The sequence below is a fragment of the Segatella copri genome (assembly GCF_019249655.2).
Classification (GTDB): Bacteria; Bacteroidota; Bacteroidia; order Bacteroidales; family Bacteroidaceae; genus Prevotella.
In genome coordinates this window covers 3476443-3493997 of record NZ_CP137557.1, presented here as the reverse complement: position 1 = coordinate 3493997, position 17555 = coordinate 3476443, and the positions used below count along the sequence as shown (strand labels likewise).

At 43.5% G+C, this 17555-nt stretch carries 12 protein-coding genes; 6 read left to right on the top strand and 6 right to left on the bottom strand.

The window, feature by feature from the left end; genetic code table 11:
* The first annotated feature begins 163 nt into the window (after positions 1–163).
* Positions 164–880 carry a sensor histidine kinase gene (locus tag KUA49_RS14295; protein WP_218413491.1) on the top strand — a complete coding sequence of 239 codons (717 nt, stop codon included), beginning with the start codon at positions 164–166 and terminating at the stop codon, positions 878–880.
* 66 nt (positions 881–946) lie between these two features.
* Here KUA49_RS14295 and KUA49_RS14290 read toward each other — a convergent pair whose 3' ends face one another.
* Positions 947–1819: a hypothetical protein gene (locus tag KUA49_RS14290; protein WP_203051485.1), complete on the bottom strand. Its 873-nt coding sequence runs from the start codon at positions 1817–1819 to the stop codon at positions 947–949.
* A gap of 259 nt (positions 1820–2078) precedes the next feature.
* Here KUA49_RS14290 and KUA49_RS14285 point away from each other — a divergent pair, with 259 nt between their 5' ends.
* From KUA49_RS14285 to KUA49_RS14275, 3 genes are all read left to right on the top strand, one after another.
* Positions 2079–3068: a sensor histidine kinase gene (locus tag KUA49_RS14285; protein ID WP_218413490.1), complete on the top strand. Its 990-nt coding sequence runs from the start codon at positions 2079–2081 to the stop codon at positions 3066–3068.
* Between the two features lie 122 nt (positions 3069–3190).
* A complete protein-coding gene (locus KUA49_RS14280; RefSeq protein ID WP_153093847.1) occupies positions 3191–4414 on the top strand; it encodes a transposase in 1224 nt (407 codons plus the stop codon).
* Positions 4415–4417: 3 nt separating this feature from the next.
* Entirely contained in the window at positions 4418–4873 is a 456-nt protein-coding gene (locus tag KUA49_RS14275) for an ATP-binding protein (protein ID WP_318331695.1), read from the top strand.
* On the opposite strand, the gene KUA49_RS14270 is transcribed toward KUA49_RS14275, so the two are convergent.
* Positions 4808–5512 carry a response regulator transcription factor gene (locus tag KUA49_RS14270; protein ID WP_218413145.1) on the bottom strand — a complete coding sequence of 235 codons (705 nt, stop codon included), beginning with the start codon at positions 5510–5512 and terminating at the stop codon, positions 4808–4810. The two genes, KUA49_RS14275 and KUA49_RS14270, sit on opposite strands and share 66 nt — an antisense overlap.
* A 139-nt stretch (positions 5513–5651) precedes the next feature.
* Complete coding sequence (locus tag KUA49_RS14265) at positions 5652–6989, bottom strand: acetylxylan esterase (protein WP_218413146.1); 1338 nt, start codon at positions 6987–6989, stop codon at positions 5652–5654.
* Between the two features lie 432 nt (positions 6990–7421).
* On the opposite strand from KUA49_RS14265, the gene KUA49_RS14260 reads away from it, so the two are divergent.
* Positions 7422–8963 carry a carboxylesterase/lipase family protein gene (locus KUA49_RS14260; RefSeq protein WP_218413147.1) on the top strand — a complete coding sequence of 514 codons (1542 nt, stop codon included), beginning with the start codon at positions 7422–7424 and terminating at the stop codon, positions 8961–8963.
* Positions 8964–9284: 321 nt separating this feature from the next.
* Positions 9285–11822 (top strand): glycoside hydrolase family 31 protein, encoded by a 2538-nt coding sequence (locus tag KUA49_RS14255; protein WP_218413148.1) that lies wholly within the window; start codon positions 9285–9287, stop codon positions 11820–11822.
* Between the two features lie 867 nt (positions 11823–12689).
* Here the strand turns inward: KUA49_RS14255 and KUA49_RS14250 are convergent.
* The 3 genes from KUA49_RS14250 to KUA49_RS14240 form a co-directional block, all read right to left on the bottom strand.
* Entirely contained in the window at positions 12690–14162 is a 1473-nt protein-coding gene (locus tag KUA49_RS14250; protein WP_318331624.1) for a class I SAM-dependent methyltransferase, read from the bottom strand.
* Positions 14163–14776: 614 nt separating this feature from the next.
* Positions 14777–15535 (bottom strand): succinate dehydrogenase/fumarate reductase iron-sulfur subunit, encoded by a 759-nt coding sequence (locus KUA49_RS14245; protein ID WP_089543082.1) that lies wholly within the window; start codon positions 15533–15535, stop codon positions 14777–14779.
* Positions 15536–15550: 15 nt separating this feature from the next.
* Positions 15551–17533: a fumarate reductase/succinate dehydrogenase flavoprotein subunit gene (locus KUA49_RS14240; RefSeq protein ID WP_117663575.1), complete on the bottom strand. Its 1983-nt coding sequence runs from the start codon at positions 17531–17533 to the stop codon at positions 15551–15553.
* Between the last annotated feature and the right edge of the window lie 22 nt (positions 17534–17555).

Below are 17555 nucleotides of genomic sequence, written 5' to 3'. Positions count from 1 at the left end.
GGACCAATCGCAAGCTATTCAGATTGAGTTAACCAATCCTTATTCTATTTTTTTTGAGGAATTAGGTCTTTTGGCACTTGCTTCTTTCCTGATGCTAACCATAACTTTACTATGTATATTCAAGCAAGTTGGTATTATCCGCTGGCAGCAGAACAATGCCAAGATGAAGAAGATAATGACCTATTCCATGATTCATGACATCAAGACTCCGCTCTCTACGATTCGCTTGGGATTGGGAGCCTTGGATCATGAGCGGATAGCCAATGACTCTGAGAAAAGAACCAAGTATCTACAAGTAATCAGCACGGAGACACAGCATGCTTATAGCTTGATAAATAGGATATTAACCATATCCAAGTCGCAGGCTGGAAAACTGGAGCTCAAGAAAGTACAGGTAGACATGACAAGCATGCTCTCAAAAATGGAAGAGAACTTCAAGGTGAACAGATTGAAGAATGTATCCTTTGAGAATCATATTAATTGTCAATATGCTTTTGCCGACGAGGAGTATCTTAAGGAAATATTCTATAACTTGATAGACAACTCTATCAAGTATTCTGATGGGGATGTCACGATTCGTATTTCTACAGATAAGGTAGATAAGGGCGTATCCATCCGAGTAAGGGATAATGGCATCGGAATCAGCAAAGCTGACCAAAAGGTGATTTTCGATAAGTATGAGCGTGCGTCAGCCGCCAAGCGCACCTTCAAGAAAAATGGTGCGCCTGGTTTCGGACTGGGATTAACCTATGTATTCCAAGTGATAGATGCTCATGAAGGCATGATAGGAGTAGAGAGTGAACTGGGCAGATATACCGAATTCTCTATATTCCTACCCGACCAGAAGACGGATAGTCTCGATGCTAACGAGCGGGTCTGATTTCAAGACCTTTCTGAGTTTTGTGATAATAGCTGATGTTCCTTCTTAACATAACGATAACATTCCTTAATTGCTGCTAGTTGCAATTTTCTTGTTCAGATTGGAAGGGTCATAAAATTGAAGCTTCTTCATCTCTACTTGTATTGTTGGTGATAGAGACGGCAATCTATTTTCTGAAATAAAGCCTTCTATTGATTGAGCTGCTTCCTGGGGTTGTAGTTTTTTGCCTGCCTCTTTCTTCTTATCATCTACATATTCTTGTTCTGTAATAAATAGTTCTGTTACAACATGAATGAGCTGTTTACGAGAATCCTTCTTGTGCCAATAGTTGTAGCTTTGATCCGTTTTCTGACTGAGCAAATTCTTGAAAGAATAGTAATTCTCATCGCTTAATCTATAAGCTTCCATGAAATAATCACTTTTCATTTCTTGCGTAAAGCCAAAAATGTTATGCGTTAGCTTGTCGTATGTTGGTATCATATTCATTTCTATCATACAGCTTTTGTTGATAGAATCAGTTGTCACTCTACCTAGTATTTGGCTTGCCTTTTTGATATAGCCAACATTAGCCGAATCTTGAATAGCATACTTCTTACGGCATTCCTCTATGAATGTCTTTCCTTCTGGCCAAGGTCGAAATGTAGCTTGGTCGCTAAGCATAAAGGCTCTTTTCTTATCCTTGCTGATAAGCTCTTCATTTCTAAGATGTCTGCTACTATACATTCTTATATCTACTTTTTCATTCTTTAGGTTGATATAGTATTCCACAATGCCATCCACATAATATTTGAGTACAGAGTCATTGTGCTGATAGCTACGATAATATCCTTTAAGTCTCACAAACTTGGGACGCTGGCTACTAATCGTAACATCCTGAAGTTTTATTTGCCCTAATGCTTGGAGGGGTAAAAAGAGTAATAAAAAATACAAATATTTCATATTTATGAAGTTTAATTATAGTATAGGATGGGAATCAGAGCCTAGAACTTTTATGTTTATTTTAGCAATTTCCCATAAATGTTTCGATACTCTTCTTCTGTTAATTGTTTCATTGTTTTTACGTTTTATGTAAATCTGGGTGCAAAAGTACTGGTTTTTCTGTAATAGAAATGTTAGGCAATTGTTAGATTTATGTTAGATTTTTATTAATATGGCTAAAAATGTGGTATTTTAAGATAAAATGTGTAATTTTGCAGGCATGAAAACAAAGAATTATATATATATTTCTATAATAGGTGTCTTATTCATAATAGTTTTGCAAACTATATGGATGTGTAAGACATATCTATATGCCGAAGCACGAGTAAGTGAGAAAATAGATGAAATTTTAGTGAAGTCTATGTTTCAAGAGGTATATAGTAGGTTTAAGTATGTACCTACAGGAACACAGATAGCAGGTGCTCCTGATACTTCTTACCCTAAGTTTCATGGCATAGAATATGTAGAAGAAGGTGTTTTTAAGGCTTCACACAAAGGTATTGACTTTTCTTTTCTAAGCAAATGCATTAGTGACAATTTAAAGATAGAAGGTTGGAACTATAGTTTTGCTATATATCAGATTTGTGGTAATAAGTTAAAACTTTTGAAAGAAACAGGAAAGAAGCCTTATGTTGTATATAACAAAATTTCATCACATGATGTACCTATTAGAATTGATGGCTCTAGGAGAATACAAATCACATTGTTTAATCCAACTGATTTATTGTTTGAACAATTAGGTTTAGTTTTAATAAGTAGTCTTTTAGCTGGTATTTTGATTTCATTGTGCATTGCAAAATTGCTTGGAATTATCCGCTGGCAGCAGAACAATGCCAAGATGAAGAAGATAATGACCTATTCCATGATTCATGACATCAAGACTCCGCTCTCTACGATTCGTTTGGGATTGGGGGCCTTGGATCATGAGAAGATAGTTAACGACCCAGAGAAAAGAACCAAGTATCTGCAAGTAATCAGCACGGAGACACAGCATGCTTATAGCTTGATAAATAGGATATTAACCATATCCAAGTCGCAGGCTGGAAAACTGGAGCTCAAGAAAGTACAGGTAGACATGACAAGCATGCTCTCAAAAATGGAAGAAAACTTCAGGGTGAACAGATTGAAGAATGTATCCTTTGAGAATCATATTAATTGTCAATATGCTTTTGCCGACGAGGAGTATCTTAACAATACTGCGTTAAATTAATATTTAATCGTCTGTAAATCAATAACTTATATTAAGAAATGCTTATGAAAACTTAACTATAGAAAGTTGGTCAAGTCGCTGATTTTCAGTAACTTTGCAAATCACGACAAACGCAAAATTATATGAATACAGGACTTGACCAATATATGGATATCTTTAAAGATGCAGTTGAAGATTCGGCTGCAAAGTTAACAAAAAGTTTCGAGAAAATACTCATCGAGGTGATAATTTTGTTCATGGTAATACCAAGAAAGATAAATTTCACCCAAATGGGGAGGTATGGCTCGCATGTTGAGCAAACCTATCGCAACGCATTCGGCTTAAAAAAGTCGAAAAGCATTGACTGGCTCAAACTTAATGTCTCACTTGCCAAGCGCTTCTTTGGTAAACAGGGAAGATGGGCTATTGCCATTGATCCCAGCTACATCAGCAAAGCTGGCAAGAAGACTCCACATATCGGTCGTTTTTGGTCGGGATGTGCACAGTCTGTTAAACATGGTCTCGAAATCATGGGTATTGGCCTCATTGATATTGATGCCAAAGACTGCATGATGTTAAAAGCACACCAGTCGCTAAGTAATAAAGAACTGAGTCTTAGAAACAAGACTATGGTAGATTTCTATATCAGCGTCATTAAGCGTTACCGCAAGGAACTTCTTAAACTCTCAACCCTCATAGTTGCAGATGCTTACTTCTCTACAAGTACATTTGTTAATGGGATAAAGAAAGAAGGGTTCTCTTTGATAAGCCGCTTTCGTGACAATGCTTGTCTCTTTTATGTCTATGCTGGTCCACGTACTGGAAAACGTGGTCGCCCCAAGACCAAGGATGGCAAGATTGATATGAAGAATCTTGACCTCACTCGAATGGAGAAGATGGAGATGAAAGATATAGAAGGAACAGCTTATACTTTGATAGCCTATTCCAAGGCACTCAGGTGTAAAGTTAGACTTGTCATCTGGCAGATGCCGAATGGCAAGAAGAAACTATTCTTCTCTACAGACACCTCACTTTCGGGTGAAGAAGTACTTCTTTATTATAGAACCAGGTTCCAGATCGAATTTTGCTTTCGTGACGCCAAAGGCTATACTGGTCTTATGGACTGCCAGGCTCGCGATAAGTGGAAACTCGATTTTGCTTTCAATGCTTCGTTCACATCACTAAATGTTGCCAAGGTAACTATGAAGGAGATGGGAATGGAATATTCTATGTCTTCATTCAAGTCACTGATGACCAATATTTATCTGGTGAAACGAATTTTTAAAGCAAGCGGGTACACCCCGAACCGAACTTTAATTAGCAAGATTTTCAAAGATCTCTCGTGCTTACAGCGTATAGCTGCTTAGCACATTATTGAATTATTAACGAACTATTGTCTTAAGGAAATATTCTATAACTTGATAGACAACTCTATCAAGTATTCTGATGGGGATGTCACGATTCGTATTTCTACAGATAAGGTAGATAAGGGCGTATCCATCCGAGTAAGGGATAATGGTATCGGAATCAGCAAGGCTGACCAAAAGGTGATTTTCGATAAGTATGAGCGTGCGTCAGCCGCCAAGCGCACCTTCAAGAAAAAAGGTGCGCCTGGTTTCGGACTGGGATTGACCTATGTGTTCCAAGTGATAGATGCTCATGAAGGCATGATAGGAGTAGAGAGTGAACTGGGCAAATATACCGAATTCTCTATATTCCTACCCGACCAGAAGACGAGTTCTGGAGGAGGCGATGAAGAGCTAGCAACACTCTGCCAGCTTGAAACCGACGCCTCGGATAGTCTCGATGCTGACGAGAGGGTCTGATTTCAAGACCTTTCTGAGTTTTGTGATAACAGTATCAAGACAGCGGGAAATGAAAAAGTCTTTCTCCGCAGTATTCCAGATACGCTCTTGTATGGCTTCACGTTTCACTATCTCATTCTTGTTTTTGGCAAGAATTTCCAGTATCTTGGCATCTCTGGCTGTCAAGGTATAGCTGATGTTGCCTTCTTCATCCTTGATGCAGGCATGTTCTGGGTCCAATATATGCTTTCCAATCTTGATGCAAGAAGACACATTTCTGCTCTTCTGCCCATTCTTCAGGCGAAGAAGGCTCTGGATATGCGCATCAAGTTCTTCGGGAACAAAGGGCTTTTTGATGTAATTGTTAGCACCTGCAGCATATCCCTCCTCTAGTTTTTTAGGAGAAGTGAGATTGGTGGTGAAGAGAATGAGCGTATCGCCATCCGTCTCTCTGATGTGTTTTACCATCTCTATGCCGTTCATAATAGGCATGTCTATATCCGAGATGATAACATCTGGCGTGAATTCCTCCCAAGCCTTGATACCATCTTTTCCATTGCTGGCTGTCATTACCTCATAACCTCCAACTATATCTTCCAACGTGCTTTTTTCAATAAAAGCTAGGTTCGTATCATCTTCAACTAATAGCAACTTTATCATGTCATTAATGTTTATCTATTTTTTGTTTGCAAAGATACATCTTTTTCTGAAAATATTGCGATTATCTTCTCTTATTAACATAACGATAACATTCCTTAATTGCTGCTAGTTGCAATATCTTCCAAGAACATCAAAAAGGTTACTTCACCAGATGCTTCTTAATCCACTCCATCTGCTTGCGATTGGTGTCGGTGGTTGTCCAATGCTCGTTGATTGGTGTAAGCAGCGATTCCTTCTCGCATTTCAGGGTATTCCACACAGCGTAGCTGGTGGTTGGCGGACAGGTATTGTCGTTGTATCCCCAGGTGAGATAAGTTGGCGCCTTCACCTTCCGGGCAAAGTTCACCACATCGTAATAAGCCAGGGTATTGAGGCAATCCTTGTTCTTCAATATCCCATGGTATTTATTGAAGTGAGGATATCCGCCCGTTCTTCCCTTCTCTGCATAACCAGCCATATCGCTGAGCGCCGGATGATTAGCCACGCACTGGGTTACTCTGCTATCCAAGCCTGCTGCGACAATCGCCAAAGCACCGCCCTGGCTTCCGCCCTGCACAGCCACATTCTTTCCGTCCCACTCTGGTAGAGAGGTCAGGAAGTCGATGCAGCGCACCAATCCCTGATACACATGGCGCATGTAGTAGCGGTCCTTATCTTCCAATCCATTGGCAAGATAACCGCCGTTTGCATCGTTGAATCCCTTGCTTATCTCCTGGAAGGTTTCGGCAGAAAGACGTGGGTCGAGGCCATGGATTTCTATCTCGAAGCGGATGAATCCGTTCTCAGCATAATACTTGTTGCGCAGGGGTTCCTTGATGGTCTTGATGCCGGCTCCCGGAGGGGTGAGAACCACGGGATGGCTTCCCTGGCTGGCATTCTTGGGATAGAAGAGATAGCCATACATCGCATGTCCCATCTTATCTATCTGAAGTTTTACGAGATAGCAATCTATCTTATCTGTACAATATTCCTTGGCGAGTTCCTTGGTGTAACTCAAGGGAACATTCTTCAGTTCATCCTTCGCCTTCTGCCAGAAACTGTCGAAATCCTTAGGTTCCTGGGTATAAGGCTGAATCTTATCCACCGAGAATCCCACTTTTATATGATGCTGGTAGGTTTTGCCATCGAGCTTATAGAATAATCTCAAATCTCGGAAGCCCGGAGTCTTTCGGGTTCCCATGTTCACGATGGCGCGCCCGTTCTTCAGCTTAAAGCTTCCCTGCTTGTCTGCCTTCAGCATGTCATCGCCAATTTCATAGTTCACCTCGCCGTCACGGGGAATTCCATACTTATAGAAACTCACTTCCACCTTAGACTGCTCGCCCGTCTTATAGAGCCAGTCGGCATGATCGGGCACAGTAAGCCAAAGATAGTCACTACGATAGGGATAGTTCTCCGCCATCGCACTTAACACACTCGTCATGTTCATCGCCAGGATAAACATAAACGAAAGATAGATTGTTCTTAATCTGTTCATTATTTTATAGTTTGTTTTAATTTATAATATTCAACTATCATATATGAGTGCAAAAGTACAACATTCCATTGAGATAACAAAACGATTTCAAGGATATTTTTGTTCAAGATACCCTCAATAGGCGTCTTGAACAAACAAATATCCTTCCCTTCACCAAATGAGTAGTGACATTCTGAGGGTTGAGTCGATTACAGAAGACAATATGGAGTCAAATTGCTCCAGGACCCGAAAATATTCTTCCAAAAGGAGTGAGTTTCTCAGAATTAATTTGTATCTTTGCCATGTCATATCAGAGTTTTGCTTGTTTTCTTTTCGCAACACTAAGATAAGTAAAAATTCTGACATAGCAAAATCCGGAGTAACTTTCTGTTGCTCAGGCGCTTAAAAAGTTTAACTGATAATAGTGTTGCGGAATTAATGAAATAACCAGAAATGAGATTGAAAAGACATCTACTGACAGCCGCTCTGGCACTCTTTTGCCTATCGGCAGCTAACGCCCAACTGCTAAGAACAACGGTGGAGCAAGGAGAAATTGAAGGTGTGGAACATGAAGGATTCGCTCTATACAAGGGAATCCCATACGCAGAAGCACCAGTGGGCAACCTCAGATGGAAAGCCCCAGTGAGCAAGAAGCCTTGGAAGGGAGTATTCAAAGCAGATAAATGGGGAGACCGTCCACCACAGCCCATCGACCCTAACCAAAATGGTGGAGAGCTGGGCATGAGCGAGGACTGCCTATACCTCAGTGTGGAAACGCCAGCCAAGAGCAAGAATGACAAACTCCCTGTATTTGTGATGATTCATGGAGGAGCCTTTCTTACTGGCTCCTACAGTGGAACTCAGGAAAGCTTTGTCAAGGAAGGCATCATCTATTGCAGCATAGAATACCGCTTGGGAGCCTTGGGATTCATGGCACATCCAGAGCTTGGTAAGGAATCAGGCAAGAACATATCTGGTAACTATGGCATCCTTGATCAAGTGATGGCCTTAAAATGGATTCACGACAATATCGCTGCCTTCGGTGGAGACCCTGACAAGATTACCATTGCAGGAGAATCTGCCGGTGGTATCTCGGTAAGTATACTATGCGCCTCTCCCCTTGCCAAGGGACTCTTCCGAGGAGCCATCAGCGAAAGTGGTAGCTCCTTCTGGCCTGTGGGTGAAAGCAGAAATGGTAACACTGCCATGCTCACCACCAAAGCGGCAGAAGCAAGTGGACTTATCCTTCAAAAGAGACTCAAGGCTAAGAACTTGAAGCAGCTAAGAAAAGTTCCGGCTATGGACATCGTGAAGAATACCGACTTTGAGTCCTTCTGGCCGAACGTTGACGGCTACTCCATCACCGATGACCAGTATAAGCTCTATGAAAAGGGAAACTACAATGATGTAAATGTCATCATAGGAACCAACAGCGACGAAGGAAGTATGTTTAGCCGCCCTGTCAGTGTAAGTGACTATGAGAAAAGAATCCATGAGATATATGGAAGCTGGGCAGACCAGGTTCTCAGTCTCTATCCTGCCAAGACAGAGGAAGAAACCTACTTCGCCCAATCCGACATTTTCCGTGATGGCTCCTTTGCATGGGGAACGTATGCCTGGGCTAACCTGCAGAGCAAGACCGGCAAGGGCAAGGTGTATATGTATTACTTTGACCAAGACTCAGAAAACACCATCGTGAAAAGCCGCAAGGGAGGAGCCAGCCATGTGGCAGAGATGCCATTCATCTATGGCTATAAGTTTGGCTCTGGAAAGATGACCGAGACGGAGCAGCACATGGAACAAATCATGTCACGCTATTGGATTAACTTTACCAAGACTGGCAATCCAAACGAGAATAGCCTTCCTTTCTGGACTACCTACCAGGAAGGTAAACCAACGGTGATGATTATGAAGGAAGGACTGCATTTGGGGCCTGTTCAAAATCAAAAGCAAATGGACTTCTTCGAGAAGTTCTTCAAGGAAAAAAGAAAATAAAAAGAAAATAATACGTCAAGTTCCAAGTGGCATTTCTCCCACTTGGAACTTTTTCATTAAAGAGATCTCAGGGCACCTGCATAAACCTGTGTTTAGGTATAGATGGTAGTAAGTCTAAACAGGTATTTTACTCTTCACCTTGAAGAAAGGCTGGTTTTTATACAAGTTATCGTGCAAAACTTGTTTATTTTACAAATAATCGATGATTTTTCTTTGAATTATTCTTATTTGTCATTAAAATCATATATCTTTGCACGATGAAAGAATGCTATATTTTTGCAAAGAATAAGCAAAATAGCAGCAATGAAAATAAACAAAAGTATGCTAAAGAATTTATCTCTCATTGCCCTTTTGGGCATCGCAGCCGTTGGCGTTCCAAGTGAACTCTGCGCCAAGAGCGTAAAGGTGGCAGGCACACTGAAAGGTGCGGCAACCAAGTCTATCACCCGTCAGGTAGCTCAGCAGAATGTAACCATCGAATTCTATTCTCCATCCATCGTCCGCATCTTGAAATCAGATGCCGGACTTGCTGCTCCCGTTCAGAAGAAAAGCTATTCTGTCATCTTGAAGCCTCAGCAGCTGAAGGATGTTCAGATACAGGAAAATGGAGATGTTGTAAACATTAAATCTAAATTCATTTGCGTCGAACTGAACCAGCAGACTGGCGAAATCCGCTTCCTTTCGAAGGATGGAAAGCTGCTGCTTACTGATACGAAGACCCGTCTGGAAGCCCGCAAGGATGAAGCCAACAAAGGCAAGTACCGCATTGAGCAGGACTTCCGTCTTGCCGAAAATGAGGCCATCTATGGTCTGGGACAGTTGCGTGATGTTCATATGAATCAGCGTGGCCGTCAGAACATCGTGCTCTGGAACAATAACACTTATATCGCCATCCCTTATTTCACCAGCGAGAAAGGCTATGGTCTTTACTGGGACAATGCGGGAAAAACCTATTTCAATGATATCATAGCATCTAAGGATGATGATAGTCAGTCTTCCCGTACTTCCTTCACCAGTGAAGTAGGAACCTGTGCCGACTACTATTTTATGTACAAGGATGGTACACAGGATGGAGTCATCGCCAGCATCCGCGAACTGACCGGACAGGCTACGATGTTCCCGAAATGGGCGATGGGCTTCTGGCAATGCCGCGAGCGCTATAAGACCAGCGATGAACTGGCGGGCGTATTGGACAAGTATCGCGAACTGAAGATTCCTACCGATGCCATCGTGCAGGACTGGCAGTATTGGGGATGCGACTCCAACTGGAATGCGATGAAATTCCAGAACCCATACTATATAAATAAGGTAGGCGACCCAGCCTTTGCCAAGTATCTTCCTACAGATATGAAGCAGATGAAGGCACAGGGAGAGCCTCGTCTGAAGAGTCCGGAGGAAATGGTGAAGTATGTTCACAAGAACGATGCCCATCTGATGATTTCCATCTGGGCAAGTTTCGGTCCTTGGACAGATCAGTATCGTGAACTGAAGAAGATGAATGCGCTCCTTCCTTTCGAAACCTGGCCAAGAAACAGTGGCGTGATGCCATACGATGTCTTCAATCCAAAGGCGCGCAACCTCTACTGGAAGTATCTTACTCATCTCTACCAGATGGGCTTCGATGCCTGGTGGACCGATTCTACGGAGCCAGACCATTTTGAGAAGCCGGGCGACGAAAACTATCAGACCTTCGATGGTTCATGGTTGGGTGTGAAGAACGCCTTCCCATTGTTGCACAACAAGAGCATCTACGAGCACCAGAGAGCGATGAAGGGCAACACAAAGCGTTCGCTCCAGATGACCCGAAGCGGTAGTTTCGGTATTCAGCATTATGGCACCATCTGCTGGAGCGGTGACGTAGTGGCTTCCTGGAACGAGATGAAGAATCAGATTCCATCGGGCTTGAACTTCTCCCTCTGTGGTATCCCATTCTGGAACACCGACCTGGGAGGTTTCTTCTACTGGGAGTTTGAACAGAATCCAAAGAATCCTGCCATTCAGGAATTGCAGACCCGCTGGATGCAGTGGGGAACCTTCATGCCATTGATGCGCAACCACTGTTCTTCGCCGATGGTAAGCGAACTGTATGAGTTCGGAAAACAGGGCGACTGGGCTTATGATGCCATGATCAGGACCATCAAGCTGCGCTATCGCCTTTTGCCTTATATCTACAGTACGGCTGGCGACTGTGTACAGAATAGCGGAAGCATGATGCGTGCCCTGGTAATGGATTATGCGGCAGACAAGAAGGCTTCTCGCCTGAACGATGAGTATCTCTTCGGCCGCAACATCCTGGTGAAGCCGGTAACCGATCCTTTATATACCTGGAAGGATAAGGCTAAGAAAGGCCATACCATCTATCCTGATGTAAGGAAGGCAGCTGCGCCTGTAAATGTTTACTTGCCAAAGGGTAATAAATGGTATGATTTCTGGAGCAATGCCCAGTATGAGGGCGGTCAGGATATCCAGCGCCTTTGTCCTATCGACATCATGCCTGTGTTCATCAAGGCTGGTACCATTCTGCCATTCGGTCCTGAAGTTCAGTATAGTTCAGAGAAACCTTGGGATGAGCTGGAAATCCGTGTTTATCCAGGTGCAGACGGCTCGTTTACACTCTATGAGGACGAGGGCGACAACTACAACTATGAGAAGGGAAAATTCTCTGAAATCCAGTTTGTATGGAATGAAGCAGACAGAACCCTGAACATCGCGCCACGTAAGGGCAGTTATAAGGGAATGCTCCAGCATCGCAGATTCCACATCGTGCTGGTGGGTGCTGATAGCGGAATAGGCGATCAGCCTATGCAGGCAAGCAAGAGCGTGGAATATGACGGAAAGGCCGTCAAGATACAGCTGTAGAGTTGAATACAGCTGTAAATTTGAAAATGGAAAATACAAAGCACCATTGGCTATGAATGTATAACCAATGGTGCTTCAAGAATCGTTATAGAATTTTAGTTTCAAAGAAATTCTTAATCCTGTATATACCTATATCATGCTTATAGCGTCCGAACTAATGATGTGATTATTTCAATTAATTCTGCTTCGGTAATGATAACAGTTCCAACAAAGTCTCGTCTTCACTTGTTATATTCATCGCCAGGATAAACAGAAGCGATAGATAGATAGTTTTTAATATGTTCATTGCTGTACTGTTTGCTTTATGTTTGTAATTGATGATATGTTTTATTTGCCTTTTCTCGCAGACTTTGAATTCGACTAAGCAGGCTTGGACTTGATTTGTTACTTCTTTACTTTTTGGTATAAGAATTAATTTAGTATAGACATCATAGATTTGGTTATCAAAGAAAGACGTTTAACGGGTTCAACAACCTAGGACATTAAGTGCCGGGAGACTGTTTCTAGAAGATTCCCACTAGGCTCGACAGAGCTGCTGAGCCTAGTCAGCAGGTCTGCCCACTGCAGTCAGCAAGTCTGCTGAGCCTAGTGGCAACACCCTTTAACCGTACAACTATAAACCCTTTAGCTGTACGACTATAACCTCTTTAATCGTACGACTATACACCCTTTGGTTGTACGACTATAACCCCTTTAATCGTACAACTACACACCCTTTAGTTGTACAACTACACAACCATTGATTGTACACCTCGCCTATTTTGCTCTCTATCAAGCTATTGCTGATATATTTTTCTTTTCAAACCTTTATAATTTACACATTTTCGAGGTTTTCGAAACTGCTTTTTTACACATTTTCGAGGTTTTCTAAGCTTTCTCCGTTATTACCAGCACATGACTTTCGTCGCTCAGTGTGGTGGCAAAAATATAAGTTTCGCCGCCATCCTTCAGCTTCAATCGCTTGCGCAATTCTGCTACGGAAAGAGGGAAGTTGCGGGTAGCGATGTTCGCCTTGGTGATTCCTGACAGATGACGCTTCAACTCCTTTTTATTAAAGGAGGATACGGCGATAATGCGGAAACTTCTGCCCGGGAAGACGGCGATAGGCTCACGGCTCACGAAAAGATGACTGTTCTTGGAAAGCATCCTTGCATCATATCGCTCGGAAAGAACACCGAAACAGCCAGCTTTCATCAACGAGGCATTCGGCTCGTAAAGATACTGCATCTCTTCAAGGGTGGATGGGGCTATCTTCACCTGAGAAGCCTCCATATCCAATTCTTCGCAGACGAAGGATTGCGCATCGTTGATACAATAAATGCGAAGATTCCCGACATGTTTTACTTCTCCATCTGCCGATGAAGCCTCCATTTCGCCCATATTTCGCGCTGACAGCACTAAAAGAAGCTCCTTGCACTCATTGTTCACGGAGATGATATGAACCTCTCTTACGTGGCTTAATTCGCTTATGGCACGGTGCCAGTCGAGCATCGGAGAGAGTTTGATGATAACGTAATCTGCCTTCAAAAGCATCTCTTCCTGCAAAACGGTGACATCGGGTGTGCAATCCTTCAAGGATACCACCTTGTTGCCCGCATCGTCTCTACGGGCGGGATCTATGAAGATTAACTTTAATTCCTTTAACGAATGAAGCACTTCTATTCCATCCTCATTCTTCACGATGGCGTTCTTCAAGCCCAAGCGCTCGAAGTTCTCCTTTGCCGCCTCGCAGAGATGAGCCTGACGCTCCACATACATCGAACTCATTCCCAATCGGGAAGCGATGTAAGAGAAATCTACCCCAAAGCCGCCTGTCAGGTCTACAAACTCTATTTCTTCAGAAAAATCTTCCTGACCAGTTTCGTTTTTTACTTCATTAACATTATCTTCTGATTCCGTTAATATCTGTTTCTTTTCAAAAGTGCCTTCATTTTTGGCGTATTCTGAATCAACCGCCCTTTCGCTCACAAATTCGCAAATTTTAGAAAAGTGAGAATCTGAAGCGTTTCCTGCTGCATTTTCATTTTCTGATGAAGAAACTGGCAAGCCGAGCAGTCTCGCTGCCAATTCAGCCTTATAAAGTGCAGTGGATTCTGAGGAGCATTGCTCCATCGAAATATGAGGGGGATAGATGATGCCATCTATGTTCGCCCAAAGGGGCAACTTGGCACGAGCCATCTTTCGCCCGCGAATCTGGTCGAGGGCGAAAGGCATATCTACTTCCGGATTCTTGCTTCCGAGAAAAGCCAACTGGCGGACATCCTCGTCCTGGTGCTGGCGAATAAAATCTTGTGTTGCCTGGTTCATCATTTCCGTAACTTCACTTTTCTGTAACTTCACTTTTCTGTAACTTCACTTTTCTTTAACTACTATTCAATAATAACCGCAAAATTACGATATTCTGATGAAAATACAAAATAAATAAGGAAATATCTTACCCAAGATCCTGTTTTAAAGCACCACACACTGCTTTTTGCCTCACTATGGCAAAAGATTGCCCTTGCCAGGGCAATAATTTGCCATCCAAAGGCACAAATCAAAAAGAGAACGAAAATCAAAAAGAACAAAGAAAAATTTAAAAGGGACGAACGAAAAAGCAGAAGCGTATAGAAAGGATTGAGTAAATAGACTACACACTACACTCTTCTTCCATAACATCTTGATTATCAACAAATAAAAGGAGTGCAATACTCATCTGCACACTACACTCACACTACACACACACTTCACTCGCTAAAAATTTCAGAAGTGTAGTGTGCCCTTAAAAAGTGAAGAGTGAGTGAAGTGTCAAAGGGCACACTACACTCACTCAACTTCTTATACTTCAACCACTTACTCCCTAAAGAGTGTAGTGTGAAGTAGTTTTGGGAAAATTCTCCCGCACTCAGCAAAACCTGCAAGAAAAGCAGAATGAATGCGGAAGAATATTCAGAATTCTAAATCTATGCGATGGATTAGTCAGCCAACTTAGCCTTCAAGAACTCACGGTTCAAGCGGGCGATGTTAGCAATAGACTCGTTCTTAGGACAAACAGCCTCGCAAGCACGAGTGTTTGTACAGTTACCGAATCCAAGCTCATCCATGCGTGCAATCATCTTCTTAGCACGGGTAGCAGCCTCTACACGACCCTGTGGGAGAAGTGCCAACTGGCTAACCTTTGAGCTGACGAAGAGCATGGCAGAACCATTCTTACATGCTGCAACACAAGCACCACAACCGATACATGTAGCGCAATCCATTGCCTCGTCTGCATTCTCCTTAGGAATCAGGATAGCGTTGGCATCCTGAGCCTGACCTGTACGGATGCTGGTGTAACCACCTGCCTGGATGATCTTGTCGAATGCTGAACGGTCAACCATACAGTCCTTGATGATAGGGAAACCAGCAGAACGCCAAGGCTCAACGGTGATAACGTCACCATCGTTGAAACGACGCATGTAGAGCTGACATGTTGTAGCACCACGCTCAGTCTTACCATGAGGTGTACCATTAATATAGAGAGAGCACATACCGCAGATACCCTCGCGGCAGTCGTGGTCGAAGACGAAAGGCTCCTGACCTGACTCGATGAGCTCCTCGTTCAAGATGTCGAGCATCTCGAGGAATGAAGTATCATCTGGGATGTTCTTCATCTCGTGTGTATCGAAGTGACCCTGTGCTGTAGGACCGTCCTGCTTCCAATACTTAACTGTGAAACTTATATTTCTTGCCATTGTCTTGTTCGCTTTTTAATTCTTGTAATTTCTTGTCTGTACCTTAATTGCCTCATACTCGAGAGGTTCCTTGTTGAGCACTGGAGCAGTTGTATCGTTGCCCTGATACTCCCAGCAGCCTACGTAGAAGAAGTTCTCGTCATCACGCTTAGCCTCGCCTTCCTCTGTCTGGTACTCCTCACGGAAGTGACCACCACAGCTCTCGTTGCGGTGCAATGCATCGTAAGCGATCAACTCGCCCATCAAGATGAAGTCACGCAAGTGGATAGCCTTATCCAACTCTACGTTCAAGCCTTCCTTCTTGCCAGGGATGAAGAGGTTCTTGTTGAATTCCTCGCGCAGAGCCTTCATCTTCTTCAAGCCTTCCTCAAGACCTTCCTTGGTACGACCCATACCTACATGCTCCCAAAGGATGTGACCCAACTCCTTGTGGATAGAATCTACAGAGCGCTTGCCCTGGATACCCATCAGGCGGTCGATTTCCTTCTGAACACCTGCCTCTGCCTCTGCGAACTCTGGGAGATCGGTAGAGAGCTTTGGCCACAATGCCTGGTCGGCCAAGTAGTTCTGGATGGTGTATGGCAATACGAAGTAACCGTCAGCCAAACCCTGCATCAAAGCAGATGCACCAAGACGGTTAGCACCGTGGTCAGAGAAGTTACACTCACCAATAGCGAAGAGACCTGGGATTGTGGTCATCAACTCGTAGTCAACCCAGATACCACCCATTGTATAGTGGATAGCAGGGAAGATCATCATTGGGTTGTAGTACTTCACGCCGTTAATCTCGTTAGCCAACTCACCTGGGTTAACGTCGGTAATCTCCTCATACATATCGAAGAGGTTGCCATAACGCTGCAGGATAACGTCGATACCGAGACGGTTGATAGACTCAGAGAAGTCGAGGAATACGGCAAGACCTGTGTTGTTGACACCGAAGCCCTTGTCGCAACGCTCCTTAGCTGCACGAGAAGCCACGTCACGAGGAACCAGGTTACCGAATGCTGGGTAACGGCGCTCCAAGTAGTAGTCGCGGTCTTCCTCAGGAATATCAGAACCCTTCTTTGTACCTGCCTGCAATGCCTTGGCATCCTCAATCTTCTTAGGAACCCAGATACGACCATCGTTACGGAGTGACTCTGACATCAAAGTCAACTTACTCTGGTTTGTACCGTGAACAGGGATACATGTAGGGTGAATCTGAACGTAAGATGGGTTAGCGAAGTCAGCACCCTTGCGGTAGCACTGGATAGCTGCTGTACAGTTACAACCCATAGCGTTTGTAGAAAGGAAGTAAGCGTTACCATAACCACCGGTAGCGATAACTACGGCGTTGGCAGAGAAACGCTCCAACTTACCTGTGATCAAATTCTTGGCGATGATACCACGAGCGTGACCGTCAACGATAACTACATCCTCCATCTCGTAACGGGTGAAGAGCTTTACCTTACCAGCCTCAACCATGCGGCTCAAAGAAGAGTAAGCACCGAGGAGGAGCTGCTGACCTGTCTGACCCTTAGCATAGAATGTACGAGATACCTGAGCACCACCGAAAGAACGGTTAGCCAACATACCACCGTACTCACGAGCGAAAGGAACGCCCTGAGCTACGCACTGGTCGATGATGTCGTTGCTCACCTCAGCCAAACGGTAAACGTTAGCCTCACGAGCACGGTAGTCACCACCCTTTACTGTATCGTAGAACAGACGGTAAACAGAGTCACCATCATTCTGATAATTCTTAGCTGCATTGATACCACCCTGTGCTGCGATAGAGTGAGCACGACGTGGAGAGTCCTGGATGCAGAAGTTCAAGATGTTGAAGCCCATCTCGCCAAGAGAAGCAGCTGCAGAAGCACCTGCCAAACCTGTACCTACGACGATAACGTCGAGCTTTAACTTATTCTTTGGGTTAACCAAACGCTGGTGAGCCTTATAGTTGGTCCATTTCTCAGCTACTGGTCCTTCAGGTATTCTAGAATTTAATGTTTTTGCCATAATCTTTTTTAATACTTAAATG